The sequence below is a fragment of the Microbulbifer sediminum genome (assembly GCF_021729035.1).
GTDB lineage: Bacteria > Pseudomonadota > Gammaproteobacteria > Pseudomonadales > Cellvibrionaceae > Microbulbifer > Microbulbifer sediminum.
In genome coordinates this window covers 91,118-113,801 of the sequence record NZ_JAJSAP010000005.1, presented here as the reverse complement: position 1 = coordinate 113,801, position 22,684 = coordinate 91,118, and the positions used below count along the sequence as shown (strand labels likewise).

21 protein-coding genes and 2 tRNA genes are annotated in these 22,684 nt (G+C 62.2%); 20 read left to right on the top strand and 3 right to left on the bottom strand.

The window, feature by feature from the left end:
• The first annotated feature begins 60 nt into the window (after positions 1–60).
• The 13 genes from serC to LVD11_RS09770 all read left to right on the top strand — a co-directional run bounded on the left by serC (position 61) and on the right by LVD11_RS09770 (position 13,825).
• Positions 61–1,140, top strand: a complete 1,080-nt coding sequence (gene serC, locus LVD11_RS09830; RefSeq protein ID WP_237058516.1) for a 3-phosphoserine/phosphohydroxythreonine transaminase — start codon at positions 61–63, stop codon at positions 1,138–1,140.
• A gap of 30 nt (positions 1,141–1,170) precedes the next feature.
• The gene (gene pheA, locus LVD11_RS09825; RefSeq protein WP_237058514.1) at positions 1,171–2,274 is read left to right on the top strand and encodes a prephenate dehydratase; all 1,104 of its coding nucleotides are present in this window, start codon (positions 1,171–1,173) and stop codon (positions 2,272–2,274) included.
• The gene (locus LVD11_RS09820) at positions 2,274–4,508 is read left to right on the top strand and encodes a bifunctional prephenate dehydrogenase/3-phosphoshikimate 1-carboxyvinyltransferase (RefSeq protein WP_237058512.1); all 2,235 of its coding nucleotides are present in this window, start codon (positions 2,274–2,276) and stop codon (positions 4,506–4,508) included. Before pheA ends, LVD11_RS09820 begins: the two co-directional genes overlap by 1 nt.
• A gap of 114 nt (positions 4,509–4,622) precedes the next feature.
• Positions 4,623–5,318: a (d)CMP kinase gene (gene cmk, locus LVD11_RS09815; RefSeq protein ID WP_237058510.1), complete on the top strand. Its 696-nt coding sequence runs from the start codon at positions 4,623–4,625 to the stop codon at positions 5,316–5,318.
• A 204-nt stretch (positions 5,319–5,522) separates the two neighbouring features.
• Complete coding sequence (gene rpsA / locus LVD11_RS09810) at positions 5,523–7,202, top strand: 30S ribosomal protein S1 (RefSeq protein ID WP_237058501.1); 1,680 nt, start codon at positions 5,523–5,525, stop codon at positions 7,200–7,202.
• A gap of 141 nt (positions 7,203–7,343) precedes the next feature.
• Positions 7,344–7,652: an integration host factor subunit beta gene (gene ihfB / locus LVD11_RS09805; protein WP_237058499.1), complete on the top strand. Its 309-nt coding sequence runs from the start codon at positions 7,344–7,346 to the stop codon at positions 7,650–7,652.
• Positions 7,653–7,707: 55 nt separating this feature from the next.
• Positions 7,708–8,016, top strand: a complete 309-nt coding sequence (locus LVD11_RS09800; RefSeq protein WP_237058497.1) for a LapA family protein — start codon at positions 7,708–7,710, stop codon at positions 8,014–8,016.
• Between the two features lies 1 nt (position 8,017).
• Positions 8,018–9,208: a lipopolysaccharide assembly protein LapB gene (gene lapB, locus LVD11_RS09795; RefSeq protein WP_237058495.1), complete on the top strand. Its 1,191-nt coding sequence runs from the start codon at positions 8,018–8,020 to the stop codon at positions 9,206–9,208.
• A gap of 63 nt (positions 9,209–9,271) precedes the next feature.
• Positions 9,272–9,976 carry an orotidine-5'-phosphate decarboxylase gene (pyrF, locus tag LVD11_RS09790; RefSeq protein ID WP_237058493.1) on the top strand — a complete coding sequence of 235 codons (705 nt, stop codon included), beginning with the start codon at positions 9,272–9,274 and terminating at the stop codon, positions 9,974–9,976.
• Between the two features lie 125 nt (positions 9,977–10,101).
• Positions 10,102–10,422, top strand: a complete 321-nt coding sequence (locus LVD11_RS09785; protein WP_237058491.1) for a ComEA family DNA-binding protein — start codon at positions 10,102–10,104, stop codon at positions 10,420–10,422.
• A gap of 96 nt (positions 10,423–10,518) precedes the next feature.
• Positions 10,519–10,893 (top strand): NAD-dependent epimerase/dehydratase family protein, encoded by a 375-nt coding sequence (locus tag LVD11_RS09780; protein WP_237058489.1) that lies wholly within the window; start codon positions 10,519–10,521, stop codon positions 10,891–10,893.
• Complete coding sequence (locus LVD11_RS09775; RefSeq protein ID WP_237058487.1) at positions 10,890–11,780, top strand: MraY family glycosyltransferase; 891 nt, start codon at positions 10,890–10,892, stop codon at positions 11,778–11,780. The genes LVD11_RS09780 and LVD11_RS09775 overlap by 4 nt, the downstream gene beginning before the upstream one ends.
• Positions 11,781–11,875: 95 nt before the next feature.
• Positions 11,876–13,825, top strand: a complete 1,950-nt coding sequence (locus tag LVD11_RS09770; RefSeq protein WP_237058477.1) for a polysaccharide biosynthesis protein — start codon at positions 11,876–11,878, stop codon at positions 13,823–13,825.
• 464 nt (positions 13,826–14,289) lie between these two features.
• Here LVD11_RS09770 and LVD11_RS09765 read toward each other — a convergent pair.
• A tRNA-Asn gene (locus LVD11_RS09765) sits at positions 14,290–14,365 on the bottom strand.
• Positions 14,366–14,623: 258 nt separating this feature from the next.
• Between LVD11_RS09765 and uvrB the strand changes: the two genes are divergently transcribed.
• The gene (gene uvrB, locus LVD11_RS09760; protein WP_237058475.1) at positions 14,624–16,630 is read left to right on the top strand and encodes an excinuclease ABC subunit UvrB; all 2,007 of its coding nucleotides are present in this window, start codon (positions 14,624–14,626) and stop codon (positions 16,628–16,630) included.
• A 14-nt stretch (positions 16,631–16,644) separates the two neighbouring features.
• Here uvrB and LVD11_RS09755 read toward each other — a convergent pair whose 3' ends face one another.
• Together LVD11_RS09755 and LVD11_RS09750 are read right to left on the bottom strand one after the other, a co-directional pair.
• Positions 16,645–17,199: a DMT family transporter gene (locus LVD11_RS09755; RefSeq protein WP_237058472.1), complete on the bottom strand. Its 555-nt coding sequence runs from the start codon at positions 17,197–17,199 to the stop codon at positions 16,645–16,647.
• Positions 17,151–17,684 carry a DMT family transporter gene (locus tag LVD11_RS09750; protein ID WP_237058470.1) on the bottom strand — a complete coding sequence of 178 codons (534 nt, stop codon included), beginning with the start codon at positions 17,682–17,684 and terminating at the stop codon, positions 17,151–17,153. The genes LVD11_RS09755 and LVD11_RS09750 overlap by 49 nt, the downstream gene beginning before the upstream one ends.
• A gap of 231 nt (positions 17,685–17,915) precedes the next feature.
• On the opposite strand from LVD11_RS09750, the gene LVD11_RS09745 reads away from it, so the two are divergent.
• From LVD11_RS09745 to pheS, 6 genes are all read left to right on the top strand, one after another.
• Positions 17,916–17,992, top strand: a tRNA-Val gene (locus tag LVD11_RS09745).
• A 134-nt stretch (positions 17,993–18,126) separates the two neighbouring features.
• Complete coding sequence (gene thrS, locus LVD11_RS09740; RefSeq protein WP_237058468.1) at positions 18,127–20,067, top strand: threonine--tRNA ligase; 1,941 nt, start codon at positions 18,127–18,129, stop codon at positions 20,065–20,067.
• A gap of 12 nt (positions 20,068–20,079) precedes the next feature.
• The gene (infC, locus tag LVD11_RS09735; RefSeq protein ID WP_255701187.1) at positions 20,080–20,634 is read left to right on the top strand and encodes a translation initiation factor IF-3; all 555 of its coding nucleotides are present in this window, start codon (positions 20,080–20,082) and stop codon (positions 20,632–20,634) included.
• A gap of 138 nt (positions 20,635–20,772) precedes the next feature.
• Complete coding sequence (rpmI, locus tag LVD11_RS09730; protein WP_091508623.1) at positions 20,773–20,967, top strand: 50S ribosomal protein L35; 195 nt, start codon at positions 20,773–20,775, stop codon at positions 20,965–20,967.
• A 36-nt stretch (positions 20,968–21,003) separates the two neighbouring features.
• Positions 21,004–21,363: a 50S ribosomal protein L20 gene (gene rplT, locus LVD11_RS09725; RefSeq protein WP_073271297.1), complete on the top strand. Its 360-nt coding sequence runs from the start codon at positions 21,004–21,006 to the stop codon at positions 21,361–21,363.
• 230 nt (positions 21,364–21,593) lie between these two features.
• Positions 21,594–22,607 (top strand): phenylalanine--tRNA ligase subunit alpha, encoded by a 1,014-nt coding sequence (gene pheS / locus LVD11_RS09720; protein WP_237058466.1) that lies wholly within the window; start codon positions 21,594–21,596, stop codon positions 22,605–22,607.
• The last annotated feature ends 77 nt before the right edge of the window (positions 22,608–22,684 follow it).

Genomic DNA, 22,684 nt, shown 5'->3' with positions numbered 1-22,684 from the left:
TTTGCGTCCAGTCATCTAGTTTTTTCTGTAACCATTTATTCAGGCGTTGGAATTCAATCAATGAGGAAGTTCAATTTCTGTGCCGGCCCCGCGGCCTTGCCGGAACCGGTTTTACTCCAGGCGCAACAGGAGCTGCTCGACTGGGGCGGCCGCGGTTGCTCGGTGATGGAGGTCAGCCACCGCTCGCCGGAATTTACCGAGGTGGCGGAAACCGCCGAGCAGGACCTGCGGGACCTGCTCGCAATTCCCGACAACTACAAGGTGCTGTTCCTGCATGGCGGCGCCACTGCGCAATTCAGCGCCGTACCCTGGAACCTGTTTGGCGGCCCCGGAAGGGTCGCGGACTATATTTACACCGGGCAGTGGGCCAAGAAGGCGATCGCCGAGGCCCGCCGCTATGGCCCGGTCAATGTGGTGGCGTCCAGTGAAGATCGCAACTTCAGCTACGCCCCCGGCCCGGACAGCTGGCAGCAGAGCGAGGATGCGGCCTATTTCCATTACACGCCCAACGAGACCATCGGCGGGGTGGAGTTTGATTATGTGCCGGAGGTGTCCTGCCCGCTGGTTGCGGATATGTCCTCGAACATCCTGTCGCGGCCGATTCCGGTGGAAAAGTTCGGCATGATTTATGCCGGCGCCCAGAAAAATATCGGTCCCTCCGGGATAGCGGTGGGGATTGTGCGCGACGACCTGCTGGACCGGGCCCTGGACGGTATCCCCCGGAGCCTCAACTGGAGGGTCGCCGCCGATGCCGGGTCCATGGACAATACGCCGCCCACTTTTGCCTGGTACCTGTCCGGACTGGTGTTCAAGTGGTTGAAGGCGCGGGGCGGTGTATCGGCGATGGAACTGGAAAGCCGGCGCAAGTCCGCCATGCTGTATGACTTCATCGACGGCAGTGACTTTTATTCCAGCCCGGTGGAGCCCGGCAGCCGCTCGCGCATGAACGTGCCATTCGTGCTTGCGGATGACAGCCTGGATGGGGCTTTCCTCGAGCAGTCGGAAGCCGCCGGCCTGCTGAACCTGAAGGGCCACCGGTCCGTGGGTGGTATGCGCGCCTCGCTGTATAACGCCGTGCCGATGGAGGCCGTAGAGGCGCTGGTGGCGTTTATGGCAGATTTCGAAAAGCGTATGGGATGAGTGTTTAACAGGGAAAATGTGAGCAAGGGCATGTGTGAAAAAACCGTAAACGTCGATCCGCGGCTGGGTGAGCTGCGCGATCGCATCGACGAAATCGATGGCAAGATCGCGGCACTGATCAGTGCCCGGGCGGAGTGCGCACTGGAAGTGGCCGAGGTCAAGAAGGCCACTGGTGCCTCTGCGCTGTACTACCGGCCCGAGCGCGAGGCTCAGGTGCTGCGGCGCGCAATGGAGCGCAACAAGGGGCCTTTGACCGACGAGGAAATGGCGCGCCTGTTTCGCGAAATCATGTCCGCCTGCCTGGCGCTCGAGGAGCCGGTCAAGGTGGCCTACCTGGGCCCGGAGGGCACCTTTACCCAGCAGGCGGCACTGAAACATTTCGGTCATTCCGCAGAGAGCCGGCCGCTGGCGGCGATCGACGAGGTGTTCCGGGAGGTGGAGGCCGGTGCCGTGGCTTACGGTGTGGTGCCGGTGGAGAATTCCACGGAGGGTGTGATCAACCACACCCTGGACAACTTCATGCACTCCAACCTGCATATCTGCGGTGAGGTGGAGCTGCGCATCCACCACCACCTGATGATCTCCGATATTACCCGGCCCGACGCCATCACACGTATCTATTCCCATGCGCAGAGCCTGGCGCAGTGCCGCAAGTGGCTGGATGCCCACTACCCGAATGTGGAACGGATAGCTGTGGCCAGCAACGCCGAGGCGGCCAAGCGGGTGAAAGGGGAGTGGAACGCCGCCGCTATCGCCGGTGACATGGCTGCCGAGCTGTACGGCCTCAAGGTGCTGGCGGAAAAGATCGAGGATCGTCCCGACAATTCAACCCGGTTCCTGATCATCGGCTCCGAGCAGGTGCCGGCCAGCGGCGATGACAAGACTTCCCTGATGGTGTCCATGCGCAACGAGCCCGGCGCCCTGCACGACCTGCTGGCGCCTTTCCAGGAGCACGGAATCGACCTGACGCGCGTGGAGACGCGCCCATCCCAGTCGGGTAACTGGACCTACGTATTCTTTATCGATTTCGTCGGCCATCGCGATTCGGCCAATGTGGCCGCGGCCCTGAAGGAGGTCGGCGCCCGGGCCGCCGACCTCAAGGTCCTGGGATCCTACCCGCGCGGGGTACTGTGATGCCGGAGCCCGTTGTCGGCCGCCTGGTGGTAGTGGGGATCGGCCTGATCGGTGGCAGCCTGGCGCTGTCGCTGAAGGCGGCCGGCGCCTGCGCCGAAGTCATCGGCGTCGCGCGGCGCCGGGAAACCTGTGAGCAGGCGCTGGAGCTGGGGATCGCCGACCGGGCGGTGACATCGCTCGAGGACGTCTTGCCGGAACTGGGGGCTGGGGATGTGATTTTTGTCGCAGTCCCCACCCTGGCAGTGCAGGGGGTGTTCGAACTCCTGCGGGACCGGTTGCCCCCGGGGGTTACTGTGACCGATGGTGCCAGCGTCAAGGGCAGTGTGGTGGAGGCCGCAGGCAGGGTCTGGGGCCGGTTGCCGGAATTCCTGGTGCCGGGGCACCCTATCGCGGGTTCAGAGCAGAGTGGGGTCACCGCTGCCCGCGATGACCTGTACATCGCCCACCGGGTGATCCTTACGCCGCTGGAAGAGACGGCTGGTGAGCATTTCCGGCGTGTGGAGCGGATGTGGCAGGCGGTGGGCGCCGAGGTTCTGACCATGCCGGTGCGCGAGCACGATGAGGTGCTGGCCGCCACCAGCCACCTGCCGCACGTGATTGCCTATGGGCTGGTGGATACCCTGGCTCACGATGCCGAGAACGAAAATATCTTCCGTTATGCCGCCGGAGGCTTCCGCGACTTCACCCGTATCGCCTCCAGTGACCCCACCATGTGGCGGGACATCATGCTGGCGAATCGGGATGCCATCCTGGCGGCGATCGACCTCTACAGTGCCAACCTCTCCGAGCTGCGCGGTGCCATTGCCACCGGCGACAGCGACCGGCTGATGGGCACTTTCACCCGGGCCAAGGCGGCCCGGGATCACTTCACCAAAATGTTGGCCAAGAAAGCGTATACAGAAAACATGCAAGAACAGGAAGTTACCTTTATCGCGAGCCCCGGCGGCGCAGTTGCTGGCAGCCTGCGGGTCCCCGGGGATAAATCCATGTCCCATCGCTCGATCATGCTCGGCTCGCTGGCCGAGGGTATTACCGAGGTGGAGGGCTTCCTCGAGGGGGAGGATGCCCTTGCCACTCTGCAGGCGTTCCGCGATATGGGGGTGCTGATCGAGGGGCCCGATCGCGGGCGTGTAGTCATCCACGGTGTGGGCCTGCACGGGCTGCAGGCGCCGCCCGGGCCGCTCTACCTGGGCAATTCCGGCACCTCCATGCGGCTGCTGGCGGGCCTGCTGGCAGGCCAGTCTTTCGATGTGACATTGACTGGCGATGAATCCCTCTCGAAACGTCCGATGAACCGCGTCGCTAACCCGCTGCGGGAAATGGGTGCTGAAATCGAGACCGGGCCGGAAGGGCGACCGCCGCTGAAGATTACCGGTGGCCGCCGGCTGCACGGCATCGACTACAGGCTGCCCATGGCGAGTGCTCAGGTTAAGTCCTGCGTGTTGCTGGCGGGGCTGTACGCCGAGGGCGAGACCAGTACCAACGAGCCGGCGCCCACCCGCGACCATACTGAGCGTATGCTCAGTGGTTTCGGTTATGAGGTGCAGCGCGATGGCCCCCGGGCCAGCCTGCGCGGGGGCGGGCGCCTGCACGGCGGCCGTATCGACGTGCCGGCCGATATCAGCTCCGCTACCTTCTTTATGGTGGCGGCGGCCATCGCGCCGGGCTCCGAGGTCCTGCTGGAGCATGTGGGGATCAACCCCACCCGCGACGGTGTGATCAATATCCTGCGGGCCATGGGCGCGGACATCGAGTTGCTCGACCGGCGTGAAGTGGGTGGCGAGCCGGTGGCCGATATCCGCGTGCGTTACGCGCCGTTGACCGGTATCCGTATCCCCGAAGACCAGGTGCCGCTCGCGATTGACGAGTTCCCGGCCCTGTTCGTGGCCGCGGCCTGTGCGCAGGGGGAGACCGTACTCACCGGTGCCGAGGAGCTGCGGGTCAAGGAGAGTGACCGCATCCAGGCCATGGCGGACGGCCTCAGGATCCTCGGTGTCCGGGCGGAGCCGACTCCGGACGGTATCGTGATCCAGGGAGCCTCCGGCGAGGGGAGCGTGTTTGGCGAGGGTACCGTGGACAGCCTCGGTGACCACCGCATTGCCATGGCATTTGCGGTGGCATCCCTGCGTGCAAGCGGTACCATTCGCATCCAGCATTGCGCCAACGTCGCGACATCCTTCCCGGATTTCGTCCGCCTGGCGCAGCGCGCCGGGCTGCAGCTGGCCCAGGAGTAACAGGGCGGAGTAGCGGGGCGGGCTGGACGAGAATGAGCCCGGGGCCATGTCGCGGGCCACTCCCCGGGCTGAAGGCGCCCCCAAAAAGAAGTAGCGAAGAAAGTGCCGAACACTATGACTGATACAGAACAGCGGCCGCCGGTGGTGGCCATCGACGGGCCCAGTGGCTCCGGCAAGGGCACCATCGCCCGGCTGGTGGCAGAGCAAATGGGCTACAGCCTGCTGGATTCCGGAGCCCTCTACCGCCTCACCGCCCTGGCGGCGCTGGAGCGCGAGGCTGACCTGACCGACGAGGCTACACTGACCGAAATCGCGGCCAACCTGGATATCCACTTCGAGCTGCGTGATGGCGAGACTGCTGCCATCCTTGAGGGACGGGATGTCAGCCGGGATATCCGGATGGAGCGCGTCAGCATGGCCGCATCCAGGGTGGCAGCCATGCCGGGGGTGCGTGCGGCCCTGTTGCAGCGCCAGCGCGATTTCCGTCAGGCCCCGGGGCTGGTGGCGGACGGGCGCGATATGGGCACCACCGTGTTTCCCGACGCGCCGGTCAAGGTCTTCCTGACCGCCAGCGCGGAAGAGCGCGCCCGGCGTCGGTTCGAGCAGTTGCGGGAGAAAGGGGTTTCTGTTAGCCTCCGCGACCTGCTGGAGGACATCCGCGCCCGCGATGCGCGCGATATGAACCGCGAGGCCTCCCCGCTGGCTCCCGCTGACGACGCGGTCGAGCTGGACAGTACCGGGGTGGATATAGACGGTGTCCTGCAGCGGGTGCTGCAGCTGGTTCAGGAGCGGATCGGTACTGCCGGATAGGCGGCAGGACCAGGAAGGTTGCTCCCGCGGGGCTCGCGGTGCGGACAAACTGAAAATTCAACGACAGCGGCCGGGATCAGCCAGAATTGCCCGGCCGTTGTTGTAATCCGACCCCACGTGCTGGCAGCGTGGGTGGGGCCTTTGCTGGCGGTTGACTACAATTCAATGTTGCCATCGGCTGGGTCCAGTTAAATAGGTAATGTAATGAGCGAAAGCTTTGCTGATCTTTTTGAAGAGAGCCTTAAAAGCGTAGAGATGGCCCCCGGTTCCATCGTGACCGGTGTGGTAATCGACGTGGACAAAGACTGGGTGACTGTACACGCCGGCCTGAAGTCCGAAGGTGTTATCCCCGCTTCCCAGTTCGCCGACGAGAATGGGGAAGTCAGCCTGCAACCGGGTGACGAAGTACAGGTAGCCCTGGAAGCAGTTGAAGACGGTTTCGGTGAAACCCGTCTGTCCCGCGAAAAAGCCAAGCGCGCTGAAGCCTGGAAGATCCTCGACGCTGCCCACGCGGCCGACGAAGTGGTCAAGGGTGTTATCAGCGGCAAGGTCAAGGGTGGCTTTACTGTCGACGTATCCAACATCCGCGCATTCCTGCCGGGCTCCCTGGTAGATGTCCGCCCGGTACGTGACACTACCCACCTGGAAGGCAAAGAGCTCGAGTTCAAGGTCATCAAGCTGGACGCCAAGCGCAACAACGTTGTGGTTTCCCGTCGTGCGGTCATGGAAGCGGCCAACAGCGAAGAGCGCGAAGCGCTGCTGGAAAGCCTGCAGGAAGGCATGACCATCAAGGGTATCGTGAAGAACCTGACCGACTACGGTGCCTTCGTGGACCTGGGCGGTATCGACGGCCTGCTGCACATCACCGATATGGCGTGGAAGCGCATCAAGCACCCGAGCGAGATCGTGAACGTTGGCGACGAGATCGAAGTCAAGGTTCTGAAGTTCGACCGCGAGCGCAGCCGTGTATCCCTGGGCCTGAAGCAGCTGGGCGAGGATCCGTGGGTCTCCATCAAGCAGCGTTACCCGGAGAACAGCCGCGTCAAGGCGACTGTCACCAACCTCACCGACTACGGCTGCTTCGCCGAGCTGGAAGAGGGCGTCGAAGGTCTGGTTCACGTTTCCGAAATGGACTGGACCAACAAGAACATTCACCCGTCCAAGGTTGTCTCCGTAGGCGACGAGATCGAGGTAATGATTCTGGATATCGACGAAGAGCGTCGTCGTATCTCCCTGGGTATCAAGCAGTGCCAGGAGAACCCGTGGGATGCCTTCGCGCGTAAATACGCCAAGGGCGACAAGATCTCCGGTAAGATCAAGTCCATCACTGACTTCGGTATCTTCATCGGCCTGGACGGCAGTATCGACGGCCTGGTGCACCTGTCCGACATCTCCTGGAACGAGTCCGGCGAAGAAGCTGTGCGCAAGTTCAAGAAGGGTGATGAGATCGAGACCGTTATCCTGGGTATCGACTCCGATCGCGAGCGTATCTCCCTGGGTATCAAGCAGCTGGAGTCCGATCCGTTCACCGATTACGTGACTGCCAATGATCGCGGCACCATCGTGACCGGTACCATCAAGGAAGTTGACGCGAAGCAGGCTGTCATCACCCTGGCGGACGAAGTCGAGGGCGTTCTGCGCGCTTCCGAGATCAGCCGCGACAAGGTGGAAGATGCCCGCAATGTCCTGAAAGAAGGCGAAGAAGTAGAGACCAAGATCACCAGCGTGGATCGCAAGAACCGCGTGATCAGCCTCTCCATCAAGGCCAAGGACCAGGACGACGAGAAGCAGGCCATCAAGGATCACAGCAAGAAGCAGGCTGAGCAGGTTCAGCCGGCGACTATCGGTGACCTGATCAAGGCCCAGATGAACAACAAAGACTAATAGTCTCTGGTTGTTGATCTCCCCAGGTTGATTGCCTGGGGTTATAAGAAAGCCGGACTGGGGTTGCCCAGTCCGGCTTTCTGTTACATGATTGCCCTCTAATCTAGAATAATCAATGACTTACACAAGGTTTAGGGGCGCATGACCAAGTCCGAGCTGATCGAAAGGATTGCGTTGAGGTTGGACCAACTGCCGGTGAAGGATGTTGAGCTGGCGGTGAAGGTAATGTTGGATTCCATGTCGGATGTCCTCGCCAGAGGAGAGAGGATCGAAATCCGCGGGTTTGGCAGTTTTTCCCTGCACTATCGTGCGCCGCGCACCGGTCGCAACCCCAAGACGGGAGATGCGGTGGCGCTGGCTGGGAAGTATGTGCCCCACTTCAAGCCCGGTAAGGAATTGCGCGACAGGGTCAACCAGCGCATGCACGAAGAGACCATCTCCGAAGTATGATTGGCGGTAGTTGCCGTCGTTGATTTGTTACCCCTTGCCCGAGGCGGAGGTTCCCTTGTCATTCTTGCGCTGGCTGCTGCGTATCCTGTATGGGGCCCTGGCCCTCATCTGTATCGCAATCGGTGTCTATTTCGCGGTTGATAATCCCCAGACTATTGCCCCCCGCTTTGTCGGCCAGGCCATGCCTGAGGGCAGCGTGGGGTTCTGGCTGATCGGTGCGCTGTTGTTCGGTGTGCTGCTGGGCTTTGTTGTCAGCCTGCTGCCACTGTATGCCGAGCGTCGCCGCGTGCGCGGGCTGCAGAAACAGCTCGACCGCACGGAGGAAGAGCTCTATACCGTGCGCCGCAAGGTGTCCGGAGACTGATTTGGCTGATCTCACCTTTTTCTTCTTCCTGCTCGCCGCCATTGCCATTGGCTGGCTGCTGGGGCGCAGGAGCCTGAGAAAAAAGGCCGACTGCAGCGACCAGCAGCAGGCGCTGGCGCGTACCTACGTGCAGGGGCTGAACTACCTGCTCAGCGAGCAGCACGGCGATGCCATCGACAAGTTTATCGATTCGCTGGAGGTGAGCAGCACCACCTTTGATACCCACCTGGCCCTGGGCAACCTGTTGCGTAAACGCGGCGAGCACGACCAGGCGATCCGCGTGCACCAGAACCTGCTGGCCCGCCCCAGCCTGACCCGCGCGAGCCAGCAACGGGCACAGCTGGAGCTGGCGCGGGACTATATTGCCGCCGGCTGGCTCGATCGCGCGGAGCGCCTGCTGCAGGAGCTGGTGGAAGCGTCACCGGACCTGCGCAATACCAGCCTGGAGCACCTGGTGGAGGTCTACCGGGACGAGCGCGAATGGGCCAAGGCGATCCATGCGGTCAACCTGCTGCACGGTCGTCGCTTCAAGCGGATGCCGGAAGAGTGGGCCTCGATCCAGGCCCATTTCTGTTGCGAATTGGCCGAGGAAGCGATCAATGGCAAGGATTACCTCAGTGCCCGCAAGCATATCGATGCGGCGCTTGGCTACGACCGCAGTTCCGCCCGCGGCAACCTGTTATGGGCGCGCCTGGAATACCTGCTGGGTCGCCCGGAAGAGGCGGTCAAGGCGCTGCAGCGGATTCCGCGGCAGAACCCCGATTATGTGCCCGAGATACTCGACCTGCTGATCACCTGCTATGAGTCGCTCGGGGATGAGGCCGGGCTCGACCGCTACCTGGAGCAGCTGCTCCGCGAGCATCCCACCAACAGTGTGCTGATAACGCTGACCGAGCGCATCGAGCGCCGCAAAAGCGAGTCGGAAGCGGCGGAGTTCATGGGGCGGCAACTTGCCGAGCGCCCGTCGCTGCGGGGGCTGGGGCACTTCCTGGACCTGCATATCGACAGCACCCAGGGCCGTGCGCGGGAAAACCTCTCCCTGCTCAAAACCCTGATTGACCAGTTGATCGCCACGCGGCCCCATTATCGCTGCAACAATTGCGGATTTTCCGGCAACCAGTTGCACTGGCTTTGCCCGAGCTGCAAGCACTGGGACACAGTCCGCCCGGTGAAGGGGATCGAGGGGGAGTAGGGCTACCGGCCGTCGTTGCTTTATAATGCGCCCCGGCGCAGCATTCACTTCAGAGGTTATACATTGCAATCCCAGGTTTCCTCCCCCGTTATTGTCGCTCTCGACTATAAAAACGCCGAACAGGCCCTGGCCATGGCGGACCAGCTGGACCCGGGCCTCTGCCGGGTCAAGGTGGGCAAGGAGCTCTTCACCGCCGCCGGTCCCGAGTTGGTCAGGGCGCTGGTGGGGCGCGGTTTCGAGGTCTTCCTGGATCTCAAGTTCCACGATATCCCCAATACGGTTGCCGGTGCGGTGCGTGCGGCGGCGGAGCTGGGTGTCTGGATGGTCAATGTCCACGCCAGCGGCGGTGCACGTATGATGCAGGCCGCCAGAGAGGCAATCGCCCCGCTGGGCGATGAGCGGCCGCTGCTGATTGGGGTGACGGTTCTCACCAGTACTGCAGCGGAGGAGCTGTCGGAGGTGGGGGTAGAGCGACCGCTGCCCGAGCAGGTGCAGGCGCTGGCGAAACTGGCACAGGAGAGCGGGCTGGATGGCGTCGTGTGTTCCGCCCAGGAAGCCGGTGCGTTGAAAAAACTTTGTGGCCAGGCGTTTTCCCTGGTAACCCCGGGCATCCGGCCGAAAGGGGCCGCTGCCCAGGACCAGCGCCGCATCGTGACACCGCGTGACGCCCTCGATCGGGGCTCCGATTATCTGGTGATCGGTCGGCCCATTACCGGTGCCGAGCGGCCACTGGAGGCCCTTAAAGCAATACTCGAGGAAATTCAATAACAGTGTAAGCGTGTGTAATCAGTTTGCCCCCAAAATGACAGCCCGGGCTGGTAGAGTTTCTCTGGCCTGGGGAGTCAAAAGCGGTCCCGGTATCAAGGAGACGAGAAAATGCTTGGAGGCAACTTATGAAACTGATCCGCATCCCGCTGATTGCACTGTTCGCGGTATTTGTCCTGGTCTACGGCTCGAGTTTTGCCGTTGCGGAAGAGGCAGCCGCTGACAAGAAAGTCGATGAGGCCGCGCTGCCTGCCGGCAAGGTCAATATCAACCAGTCGAGCGCAGAGGAAATCGCCGAGAAGCTTGACGGTATTGGCGTAGTACGGGCGGAGATGATCATCGAGTACCGGAAGAAGAATGGTCCCTTTACCTCGGTGGAGCAGCTGCTGGAAATCAAGGGGGTCGGCACCGCGACACTCGAGAAGAATCGCGACAAAATCACACTCTGATCGCTGATTTTTGGCCGTATCCGGTGTTTTAGTCGGAGTTTTTCCACTAGGGTGGCCAGAACGGGTTGAGTGAACAACAACAAACGAAGTAACTGAATGAGTCGTTGGGTAATTATCGGGGGCACCGGTTATATTGGTGCGGCACTGTGCCACCAGCTGGTCGAATCCGGACTGCCGGTGGTGTCCATATCCCGCGCGCAGCAAGGTAACCCCTGTTGCGCGCGCAGTCCCCAGCATACCCGCGAGTCCATTTCCCTGAACCCGGGCGCCGACCCGGGTTTTGTGTTCCAGTCCGGGGACCGGGTTTTCTATGCCACGAAGCCGGGGCGGCGGCCATTGCGGTCACGACCCACGACTCGCGCCGCGCTTGAGCTGGATGCCGGGCAGTTCTATAGTGCTGCGCGCCTGCGCCGGGCGCTGTCCCGGGGCGCGGAACAGCGCTGTAGCCAGTATTTACGAGGTAACCTGTGACAGAATGGATGTCGGATTGGTGGCTGCCCCTGGTGCTGGCCGCGATAGGCAGTTACGCGGCAACGACAATATTGCTGTCGGGGGCAGGGCGGCTGGCCATGGATGTGCCCAACCACCGCTCCATGCATGACGCACCGGTCCCGCGTACCGGCGGCTGGGCGCTGCTGGCGGGATGGGCGCTGGCGGCTGGCGTAGCCCCGGTGGCGCCGTCGCCCCTGGTGGCTGCAGCCTTCGGGATACTGTTGCTGATTTCGGTGGTTGACGATTTTCGCCATGTTTCCGCAGCGATTCGCCTGCCGGTGCATTTCGCAGCAGTGGGCCTGATATTACTGGCCTTGCCCGCAGGTCTCACCTGGTGGTGGTACCCGCTGTTGCTGCTTGCCGGCGTATGGATGGTGAACCTTTACAACTTTATGGATGGTATCGATGGCCTGGCCGGCAGTATGGCCGCCATTGGTTTCTCTTCGCTGGGGCTCCTGGCTGCCTGGCGGGCCGACTGGGGCCTCGCGGGGCTTTGCGCCACTGTCGTGGTTACCGCGCTGGTGTTCCTGCGCTTTAACTGGCCCCCGGCAACGATTTTCCTGGGGGATGCGGGTTCGACCTGTTTTGGGCTTGCGGCGGTGGCGGTATCCCTGTTTGGCTGGCAGCGGGATACTTTCGGGCTGCTGGTGCCAGTGGTGGTGTTTGCGCCCTTCTGGGTGGACGCCACCTATACACTGGTGCGGCGGGTGCTGAACGGCAAGCGCTGGTGGGAGGCGCACCGCGAGCATCTTTACCAGCGCAGCGCCCTGAGTATCGGGGTGCGCAGCGCATTGCACAGGCAGGTGGTCTTTATGCTCGCTGCGGGCATTGCCGCAATTGGGCTGGCTGCGCTGGAAGTGGCCTGAGCCGTCGAGGGCGACTTCACGGCAACTTTGAGAATCAAGAAGAAATGACCCGGCCGGAGCCGGGAGCTGGGGAAAGCTTGGAGCTAAAAAGAACAGTGACGCGTTTATTGCGATCGGTGCACAAAAACTACAAGCCGGCATTGATGCTTTTCCATGACCTGGTGATGCTCAGTGCCGCGTTTATGGCGGCCATGTCGATCCGCCTGAATGGCGTGGCCTGGGCGATCGAGAGTGAGATGCTCATATGCCTCGGGTTAACCCTTGGCTCGAGTAGCTTTATTTTCCTGAGGCTTGGCCTTTACCGCACCGTCATCCGCTATATGGGCCAGCAGGCGTTGGTGGCTGTATTGCAGGGAGTCACGGCCTCCGCTGTGGTGTTGGCCGTGGCTTCATACCTGACTTACGCCGGGGTGCCGCGTTCGGTGCCGGTGATCTACTGGTGCTTTGCGCTGATTGCCGTGGGCGGATCGCGCTGGCTGGTGCGTCTTTATTACCAGATGGCCATGGAGATCCACAAGACCCGCGTGGCCATCTATGGCGCGGGTACCGCCGGGCTGCAGCTCTACAAGGCCCTGGTGCACGGTGAGATCTACAAGCCGGTGGCATTTTTTGATGACAACGCCGCCAAGCAGAAAACGCTGATTGACGGCGTGCTGGTATACAACCCCGGGAATATCCTGGATGTGGTGGCCGAGCGCGATATTTCCGAAGTATTGCTGGCCATGCCGGGTGTGCCCAAGCGCCGTCGCCGGGAGATTACCCGTGACCTGCGTGAACGCGGGCTGGTGGTGAAGGTAATCCCGGGGCTCGAGGAGCTGGTCGACGGGGCGGGGCGAAGCTCTGACCTTTCCCAGATCTACGAGAACGTTCTCGGCCGCGCGCCGGTAGAGCCGGAGAAGTCCCTGATCGCCTCCTCGATCAGTGGCAAGGTGGTGATGGTGACCGGTGCCGGTGGCTCGATTGGCTCGGAGCTCTGTCGCCAGATCGCGCACTGGCGCCCGGCCCACCTGATTATGCTTGAGACTTCTGAGTTCGCGCTTTACCAGATAGAGCGCGAGCTTTACCAGCAACAGCTGGATGAGGGGGAGCAGATCCAGGTCACGGCGCTGCTGGGGGATGTCCGTGACCGCGCACGCATGGCCGAGATCATCGACAGCTTCTCTGTCCAGACCATCTATCACGCGGCAGCGTACAAGCATGTGCCGCTGGTGGAGCAGAATGTTGTCATGGGTGCTGACAACAACGTACTCGGGACTATGTCGGTGCTCGAGGCCGCGGAGGCCTGTGGCGTCGAGCAGTTCGTGCTGGTATCCACAGACAAGGCAGTCCGTCCGACTAATGTAATGGGGGCCACCAAGCGTCTGGCGGAGCTGATTTGCCAGGACTTTGGCCGTCGCTTTAACAAGACCCGCATCTGCATGGTCCGCTTCGGCAATGTCCTGGGCTCGTCCGGTTCGGTAATCCCGCTGTTTTCAGACCAGATCAATGCCGGCGGGCCGGTGACCGTGACCCATCCCAAGGTAACGCGCTATTTCATGACCATACCGGAGGCTGCGCAGCTGGTCCTGCAGGCCGGCAGTATGGGCCGCAATGGCGATGTATTCGTGCTCGATATGGGCGAGCCGGTACGCATCTACGACCTGGCCCGCCGCCTGATCCAGATTATGGGGCATTCCGTGCGGGATGAAGAAAACCCGGAAGGCGATATTGAAATCCAGATCACGGGTCTGCGGCCTGGCGAAAAGCTTTATGAGGAGCTGTTGCTCGGTGACAGTGTCTCCGGCACCGATCACCCCATGATCATGCGAGCCGAGGAAGAGCGCCTCGAGAGCGAGCAGCTGCAGGCCCTGATTGCCGACCTGAGGGAAGCCTGCAAACGCTATGACTGCACCAGGGTCCATCAGCTCCTGCAGAGCGCCGTCCGTGACTACAATCCCCGGCAGAGCCTGGTCGACGTGGTGTGGTCCCGCCAGGAGGGTGAGGCGCCCGTCAGAAAAGGGGGCGAAGTGAAACTGTTACCGGTCAGTGGTGAGGCGGTGAAGTAACGGAGCGGCTGGCTGCTGGGCCCGCCAATACAAGGCTGGGGCAACAGGACAGGGGCTTCCCGGTGTGGATCGGGGGGCCCTTTTTATTTGGTTTGAGAGGGGTCTGCCGGAGCGAAAAAAGCCCCTGGCTTTCACCTGGAGCTTTCGTGTTTGGCTCCTCCGGCCGCCAATCACAGATTGGCGGCGTTCGGCTGCACGCGACGTGTCCGTCGCCAACGCTTGCCTCACCCAACTGGCCTGCGCCCAGCAGGCTCCGCAAACAAAAAAAGCCCCTAGCTTTCGCTAGGGGCTTTCGTGTTTGGCTCCTCCGGCCGCCAATCATAGATTGGCGTCGTTCGGCTGCGTGCGACGTGTCCGTCGCAAACACTTGCCTCACCCAACTGGGCTCTTCTCGCCCAGCGCATACTTGAAGGCCAAATACGAGAAAGGCCCCTCAACTCTCGCTGAGGGGCCTTTCTCGTATTTGGCTCCGCCTGCTGGGCTCGAACCAGCGACCCATTGATTAACAGTCAATTGCTCTACCAACTGAGCTAAGGCGGAATATCTTGTCGGCCGTGCCGTTCAGATGGCGCGTATAGTATAGACGGCCCCCGGGTAGGTCAACCCCTTTTTTGCACTTTAACTTATTGATTTACCAGTATTTTAATTTTGACACCGGATTGTACAAAAACACGGCACACTGGCGACCAGGCGTCCAGTTCTACGACTTTGCGGTGATCTGGCGTGTCGATTTGTGGCCGGCGAGTGCCTCGGCCTACAATCCGGGATTGCTTTCACTAGGTTCAGGCGAAGTAGTTTATGGAATCGCGTCCGTTTCAGGTTGTTTCTAAGTACGAGCCCGCGGGGGACCAGCCGGTCGCTATCGACAGTCTGGTGGAGGGCATCGAGGACGGTCTCAGCCACCAGACCCTGCTGGGCGTAACCGGCTCGGGCAAGACGTTCACCATGGCCAATATTGTCCAGCGGCTGCAGCGACCGGCGATCGTCATGGCCCACAACAAGACCCTGGCGGCGCAGCTGTACGGCGAGTTCAAGGAGTTCTTCCCCAAGAACGCGGTGGAGTACTTCGTCTCCTACTACGACTACTACCAGCCGGAGGCCTATGTGCCTTCCTCTGACACTTTTATCGAGAAGGATGCCTCGGTCAACGAGCATATCGAGCAGATGCGCCTGTCGGCCACCAAGGCGCTGATCGAGCGCCGGGATGTGATCGTGGTGGCCACCGTGTCAGCCATCTACGGCCTGGGAGACCCGGACAAGTACCTGAAGATGGTGCTGCACCTGGACCGGGGCGACCTGGTGGACCAGCGGACCATCCTGCGCCGGCTGGCGGAGCTGCAGTACACCCGCAATGACACTGACTTCCGCCGCGCCACCTACCGGGTGCGCGGGGACGTGATTGATATCTACCCGGCAGACTCGGACCTGGAGGCGGTGCGCCTGTCCCTGTTCGACGAGGAGATCGAGGAGATCACCCTGTTCGATCCCCTGACCGGTGAGGTGCTGCAGAAGGTGCCGCGCATCACCATCTTCCCCAAGTCCCACTATGTGACGCCCAGGGAAACCATTGTCAGCGCCATCGACCAGATCAAGGAAGAGCTGCGGGTGCGCCTCAAGCAGCTGCGCGACAACGACAAGCTGCTGGAGGCGCAGCGCCTGGAGCAGCGTACGAAATACGACCTGGAGATGATGCAGGAGCTGGGCTACTGCAACGGCGTGGAGAACTATTCCCGCTACCTCTCCGGGCGCGACTCCGGCCAGCCGCCGCCCACGCTGTTCGACTACCTGCCGCACGACGCCCTGCTGTTTATCGACGAGAGCCATGTCACCGTGCCGCAGATCGGTGGTATGTACCGCGGTGACCGCTCGCGCAAGGAAACGCTGGTGGAATACGGTTTCCGGCTGCCGTCGGCGCTGGACAACCGGCCGCTGAAATTCGAGGAGTGGGAGCACCTGGCGCCTCAGACCGTTTTCGTCTCCGCCACCCCGGGGCCTTACGAGGCCGAGCATGCGCAGGCGGTGGTGGAGCAGGTAGTCAGGCCCACGGGCCTGGTGGACCCGGTGGTGGAAGTGCGGCCCGCCTCTACCCAGGTGGACGACTGCCTCTCGGAAATCCACCGCTGTGTGGAGGCGGAGCAGCGGGTGCTGATCACCGTGCTGACCAAGCGCATGGCGGAGGACCTGACCGAGTACCTGAGCGACAGTGGTGTCCGCGTACGCTACCTGCACTCGGATATCGACACCGTGGAGCGGGTGGAGATTATCCGCGACCTGCGCATTGGTGAGTTCGATGTGCTGGTGGGCATCAACCTCCTGCGGGAGGGCCTGGATATGCCCGAGGTTTCGCTGGTGGCGATCTTCGATGCGGACAAGGAGGGCTTCCTGCGCTCCGACCGCTCGCTGATCCAGACCATCGGCCGCGCCGCCCGGAACCTCGAGGGCAGGGCGATTCTCTACGCCGACAAGGTCACCGATTCCATGCAGCGCGCCCTCGATGAAACCGAGCGCCGCCGCGAGAAGCAGCTCGCCCACAACGAGGAGCACGGCATCACGCCCCAGGGTATCCGCAAGAGTGTCGCCGATATCATGGAGGGCGCCATCGCCCCCGGTGTTCCCAGGGGCCGGCGCAAGGTGGCCGAGGGCAAGGGCAAGTACAAGGCCGGGCCCGAGCCGCTGTCCGACAAGGAGAAGTGGGCCAGGATCGAGGAGCTGGAAGAGCAGATGTACCAGCATGCCAAGAACCTGGAGTTCGAGTCCGCCGCGCGGCTGCGCGACGAGATCACCGCCCTGAAAGAGGCCGGTTGATTCCGGCGGGAGCGCTAGCCGGCGCTCCCGCGTCCCGGGTTACCGCCTTCCGGTTTATTTTCCCCGGCCGCACTGCCAGCTGCGGCCTTTTGCCTCGCCCCGGCACTTGCCGGGCTACCCCTGCCGGATTTCAACAGCAGCAGGCTGCCGATAATGATCGCCATGCCCAGCAGATGCACCAGGGAAAAGGGTTCCCCCAGCACCCAGGCGGCCGCCACCAGGGTGACCACCGGCCCGGAACTGCCGATGGCGCCGGTGCTGGCCGAGCCGATGCGCTCGATGGCAGCGCTCATCATCAGGGAGGGCAGTACCGTGCACAGGAAGGCCACCGCCAGTGCATAGGTGTATACCGGCCACGGCTGAACCAGTCGCAGCCAGCTGCCCTGCAGCAGGAAGTGTATGGCGATGGCGCCGCTGGCGGCCAGCATCGCCAGGGCGGTGAACTGCCGGCTGCCGAGCCTGCGGATCGGCGCCTCACTGAAAGTCACATAGAGCGCAAAGCAGAAAGCGGCGCCCAGGGTCAGCAGTGCGCCCCAGCTGGTGGCGCCCAGGCCGGTCCAGCCCGGCACCGCCTCGCCGGTGGAAAACTGCTGGTCCTGCAGTAGATCAACAGGATGCCGGCGTAGGCGCCGAGAATGCACAGCAGCTGGCGCGGCTCGACCGGCTTGCCCTGCACCCACCAGCCCAGCAGCAGGACCATGGTGGGGTAGAGGTAGATGATCAGGCGCTCGAAGTTGGCGCTGATGTAGCGCAACCCCTGCAGGTCCAGGAAGCTCGCCATGTAATAGGCGCAGATGCCCAGGGCGACGGTCAGCACCAGGGTGCGCCCGGGCACCGGCCGCCACTGCCCGCGGGTGCACAGGCTGGCCAGGATCGCCAGGTAAAAGGGCAGGGCCAGCAGCATGCGCAGCAGGATAAAGGTTTCCACGTCCACGCCGTGGCGGTAGGCCAGCTTGATAAAGATGGCCTTGATTGAAAACAGTGCCGCGGCCAGGAAGGCGAGGGCATAGCCGTTGTCGAGCAGGTTGGGTCCTGTGGCTGGTCTGGCCGGCACGGCGGTTTCCTTGCGGGGTTGGATCGGGCCGGACATGCTACAGGGGATGTGCATGCAGCTACAGTAAGTGGCCATGCGGTGGGTATTCCCCGCGGTCCGGTAGCGGGAACCGCTTGCTGAATCGCGCGCCAGCTGGCGTAATAAATTTCTGGCATAAGTGTGTTGAAAAGCCCAAACCGTGGTGCTAAAGTTCGCGTCCTCTGCAGCGGGCACCCCCGCATGCAAGCCTCCAGACCCGTAGCTCAGTTGGTTAGAGCGCTGCCTTGACATGGCAGAGGTCAGCAGTTCAAATCTGCTCGGGTCTACCAGATTCTCTTCCCGGCGCCGAGGCGCCGGGTTTCCCTGGCCCACAGACAGGGCCAACTGCCCGCAAGGCAGACAGCCGACGGGCAGGTAATCACGCGGTCTTTCGTAGGGATCGCCACTGATAGAAGGACGTACAATGCCTGTTGTCACTCTTCCCGATGGTTCCCATCGCGTATTCTCTGACCCGGTTTCCGTACACGATGTTGCCGCCGATATCGGTCCCGGCCTGGCCAAGGCCGCGCTCGCCGGTGTTGTCGATGGCAAAGAGGTGGATACCAGTTATGTGATCCACCACGATACCCAGCTGGCCATTGTGACCGATCGCCAGCCGGAAGGGCTGGAGATCATCCGCCACTCCACCGCGCACCTGCTGGCCCAGGCGGTCAAGCAGCTGTACCCGGGCGCCCAGGTCACTATCGGCCCGGTGATCGAGGACGGCTTCTACTATGACTTCGCCTACGAGCGCCAGTTTACGCCGGAAGACCTGGAGAAGATCGAGAAGCGCATGGAGGAGCTGGCCAAGGAAGATATCCCGGTCAGCCGCCGCCTGATGCCCCGCGACGAGGCGGTGAAGCACTTCCGCGAAATCGGCGAGGAGTACAAGGCGCAGATTATTGCCGATATCCCCACCGACGAGGATATCTCCCTTTACCGCCAGGGCGACTTCGAAGACCTGTGCCGCGGGCCGCACGTGCCGTCCACCGGCAAGCTCAAGGCCTTCAAGCTGACCAAGGTGGCTGGGGCCTACTGGCGTGGTGACGCCAGCAACGAGATGCTGACCCGCGTCTACGGTACCGCCTGGGGCAACAAGAAAGACCTCAAGGCCTACCTGCACCGCATTGAGGAAGCCGAGAAGCGCGACCACCGCAAGCTGGCGAAGAAGTTCGATCTCTTCCATATTCAGGAAGAGGCACCGGGCATGGTGTTCTGGCACCCGAACGGCTGGACCATCTACAGCACCGTCGAGCAGTACATGCGCCAGCGCCAGCGCAAGGCGGGCTACAAAGAGATCAAGACCCCGCAGCTGGTGGACTTCAGCCTGTGGGAGAAGTCCGGCCACGCGGACAAGTTCGGTGACGACATGTTCTCGCTCACCAGCGAGGAGCGCCAGTTCGCGATCAAGCCCATGAACTGCCCCTGCCACGTGCAGGTGTTCAACCAGGGCCTGCGCAGCTACCGCGACCTGCCACTGCGCCTGGCGGAGTTCGGCTCCTGCCACCGCAGCGAGCCGTCCGGCTCCCTGCACGGCCTGATGCGGGTGCGCGGCTTCGTCCAGGACGACGGCCATATCTTCTGTACCGAGGACCAGATCCAGTCAGAAGTGTCCGATTTCATGGACCTGCTGCACTCCGTGTACCGGGATTTCGGCTTCGAGGAGGTGATTTACCGCCTCTCGACCCGCCCGGAGCAGCGCGTGGGTTCCGACGAGAGCTGGGACAAGGCCGAGAAGGCCCTGGCGCAGGCGCTGGACGAGGCCGGCCTGCCCTGGGAAGAGCTGCCGGGCGAGGGCGCCTTCTACGGGCCCAAGATCGAGTTCTCCCTGAAGGATTGCCTGGGCCGGGTGTGGCAGTGCGGCACCATCCAGGTGGACTTCTCCATGCCGGGCCGCCTGGACGCCCAGTATGTGGCGGAAGACGGTTCCCGCCAGACCCCGGTGATGCTGCACCGCGCCACCCTGGGGTCCTTCGAGCGCTTTATCGGTATCCTGATCGAGCACTACGAGGGGGCCTTCCCCACCTGGCTGGCTCCCCAGCAGGTGGCGGTGATGAATATCACCGATCGCCAGGCCGACTACTGCCGCGACCTGGAGCAGCACCTGGGTGCCCTGAACTACCGTGCGGTCGCCGACTTGAGAAACGAGAAGATCGGTTTTAAAATCCGCGAGCACACATTACAGCGCGTTCCTTATCTGCTGGTGATCGGCGATAAGGAAGTAGAGAACCAGACGGTCGCCGTGCGGACGCGCAGCGGCGAGGACCTGGGAACCATGACTTTCGAGTCATTCCTGGAGATCCTCGAGCAGGACGTGAACCGCCGTGGCCGTACCTCTATTGAGGGCGAAGGTTCTGAGCACTGATTTCTTTGGTAACTGGAGACGATAGCTATTAAACGAGACAACAAGGGACGGTCCAAGAAGGCCCGCATTAATGATCAGATTGAGGCATCACAGGTACGCCTGATCGGCGCCGACGGCGAGCAGGTTGGCATTGTCACCCTCGAGGAAGCGCTGGAGAAAGCTCAGCAGGCCAATCTGGATCTCGTTGAAATTGCGCCGGACTCCGATCCGATAGTCTGTAAGATCATGGACTACGGTAAGCACATTTTTGAAGCCAAGAAGGCCAAAAATGCTGCCAAGAAGAAACAGAAGCAGCAGCAGATCAAGGAAATGAAGTTCCGCCCCGGTACCGATATCGGGGACTACCAGATCAAGCTGCGCAACCTGACCCGCTTCCTGGAAGCGGGGGACAAGGCGAAGATTTCCCTGCGCTTCCGCGGCCGCGAGATGGCCCACCAGGAGCTGGGGATGGAAATGATGCAGCGCATCGAGAAAGACCTCGAGGAGCTGGGCACGGTGGAGCAGCGGCCGAAGATGGAAGGCCGCCAGATGATCATGGTCATCGCACCGAGCAAAAAGAAGAAGTGAGTCGCGGCGGGTAACCGCCGGGCCTCCTCTCGGGAAGTGATTGGGCGACGGCTGCCTCCTCACTCCCGCAACGCCGCCGGCCCGCCGGCGGTTCTACGTTAAGCCTGTTCGCAGGCACAATTACTTTTGGAGTACAAAATGCCGAAAGCAAAGACCCATAGTGGCGCCGCCAAGCGCTTCAAGAAGACGGCTGCGGGCTACAAGCACAAGCACGCCAACAAGAGCCACATCCTCACCAAGATGACCACCAAGCGTAAGCGTCAGCTGCGCGGCACCACGACTATGAACAAGTCTGATGCCACCCTGGTCGATCGTATGCTGCGCGCCAAGTAATTGGCCCATCGCTAACAGGTTTAAGAGGATAGAGTTATGGCCCGTGTTAAACGTGGTGTAGAGGCGCGTCGTCGTCACAAGAAAATTCTGAAGCAGGCCAAGGGTTACTACGGTGCGCGTTCGCGCGTATTCCGCGTAGCCAAGCAGGCGGTGATCAAGGCCGGCCAGTACGCTTACCGTGACCGTCGTGTCAAGAAGCGTAACTTCCGCGCCCTGTGGATCACTCGTATCAACGCCCAGTCCCGTTCCGAGGGCCTGAGCTACAGCCGCCTGATTGCCGGCCTGAAAAAGGCTGACATCGCCCTGGACCGTCGTGTCCTGGCCGACCTGGCTGTATACGACAAAGCCGCTTTTGCTGCCGTAGTGGAAAAAGCCAAGGCAGCCCTGGCAGCTTAAGTAGCGTTTCAGTTGAAAGACTGAACCTTAAAAGTAGGGAAGGGCTGTAGTGGCCCTTCCCTATTTTTTTGTGCCGGCGGCCACAAAACAGGCAGGCCGCCTGTGCCAACCGGATACGATGCCCGCATGTCGCCTATCATTCACGGGTTGGCAGGCCCGGGGGCAAGCAGGGCCCGAAGCATACGTATCAGAGTCACGAAGAAAAATTGAAGTCAAACGGGAACGATTCAATGCAAGATTTGCAGTCCCTCACCGAACAGGCGCTGGACGCCGTGGCCAAGGCGGAAGACCTGGCCGGGCTGGACCAGGTGCGCGTCGATTACCTGGGCAAGAAGGGCCAGCTGACCGCGCTGCTGAAGGGCCTGGGCAAGCTTTCCGCCGAGGAACGCCCCGCCGCCGGTGCCAGGATCAACGAGGCCAAGCAGCAGGTGCAGGAGCAGATCAACGCCCGCCGCATCGCGCTGGAAGAGGCCGCCATCAACGCCAAGCTGGCCGCCGAGACCATCGACGTGACCCTGCCGGGCCGCGGTGAGGCGCCCGGCAACGCCCACCCGGTCACCCGCACCCTGCGCCGCATCGAGAAACTGTTCGTGCGCCTGGGCTTTGCCGTGGAAGAGGGCCCGGAGATCGAGGACGACTACCACAACTTCGAGGCGCTCAATATTCCCGCGCACCACCCGGCGCGGGCGATGCACGACACCTTTTACATCGACCCGTCCACCGTGCTGCGCACCCACACTTCCCCGGTGCAGATCCGCACCATGGAGAAGGCGGCGCCGCCGATCCGTATTATCTGCCCGGGCCGCGTCTATCGCTGCGACTCGGACGTGACCCACTCCCCCATGTTTCACCAGGTGGAAGGCCTGGTGGTGGACAAGGGCGTCAGCTTCGCGCACCTGAAAGGCTGCGTGGACCAGTTCCTGAAGGCCTTTTTCGAGGCCGACGTACCGGTGCGTTTCCGCCCGTCCTATTTCCCGTTCACCGAGCCCTCCGCCGAGGTGGACATCCAGTGCACCGCCTGTGGCGGCGAGGGCTGCCGCGTCTGCTCCGGCACCGGCTGGCTGGAAGTCATGGGCTGCGGCATGGTGCACCCGAACGTATTCGCCTCCTGCAACATCGACAGCGACGAGTACACCGGCTTTGCCTTCGGCATGGGCGTGGAGCGCCTGGCCATGCTGCGCTACGGCGTCAACGACCTGCGCCTGTTCTTCGACAACGACCTGCGCTTCCTCAAGCAGTTCTAAAGCCCCGTAGGTGCGGCCGCTGGCCGCGACCCGGGAAGAGCGGCAACGACCGCCCCCGGCAAAACGAAGAACAGACA

Excerpts from the sequence above, each read along its gene's own strand:
- serC (WP_237058516.1), top strand. The coding sequence starts at position 61 with ATGAGGAAGTTCAATTTCTGTGCCGGCCCCGCGGCCTTGCCGGAACCG.
- pheA (WP_237058514.1), top strand. The coding sequence starts at position 1,171 with ATGTGTGAAAAAACCGTAAACGTCGATCCGCGGCTGGGTGAGCTGCGC.
- LVD11_RS09820 (WP_237058512.1), top strand. The coding sequence starts at position 2,274 with ATGCCGGAGCCCGTTGTCGGCCGCCTGGTGGTAGTGGGGATCGGCCTG.
- cmk (WP_237058510.1), top strand. The coding sequence starts at position 4,623 with ATGACTGATACAGAACAGCGGCCGCCGGTGGTGGCCATCGACGGGCCC.
- rpsA (WP_237058501.1), top strand. The coding sequence starts at position 5,523 with ATGAGCGAAAGCTTTGCTGATCTTTTTGAAGAGAGCCTTAAAAGCGTA.
- ihfB (WP_237058499.1), top strand. The coding sequence starts at position 7,344 with ATGACCAAGTCCGAGCTGATCGAAAGGATTGCGTTGAGGTTGGACCAA.
- LVD11_RS09785 (WP_237058491.1), top strand. The coding sequence starts at position 10,102 with ATGAAACTGATCCGCATCCCGCTGATTGCACTGTTCGCGGTATTTGTC.
- LVD11_RS09780 (WP_237058489.1), top strand. The coding sequence starts at position 10,519 with ATGAGTCGTTGGGTAATTATCGGGGGCACCGGTTATATTGGTGCGGCA.
- uvrB (WP_237058475.1), top strand. The coding sequence starts at position 14,624 with ATGGAATCGCGTCCGTTTCAGGTTGTTTCTAAGTACGAGCCCGCGGGG.
- thrS (WP_237058468.1), top strand. The coding sequence starts at position 18,127 with ATGCCTGTTGTCACTCTTCCCGATGGTTCCCATCGCGTATTCTCTGAC.
- rpmI (WP_091508623.1), top strand. The coding sequence starts at position 20,773 with ATGCCGAAAGCAAAGACCCATAGTGGCGCCGCCAAGCGCTTCAAGAAG.
- rplT (WP_073271297.1), top strand. The coding sequence starts at position 21,004 with ATGGCCCGTGTTAAACGTGGTGTAGAGGCGCGTCGTCGTCACAAGAAA.
- pheS (WP_237058466.1), top strand. The coding sequence starts at position 21,594 with ATGCAAGATTTGCAGTCCCTCACCGAACAGGCGCTGGACGCCGTGGCC.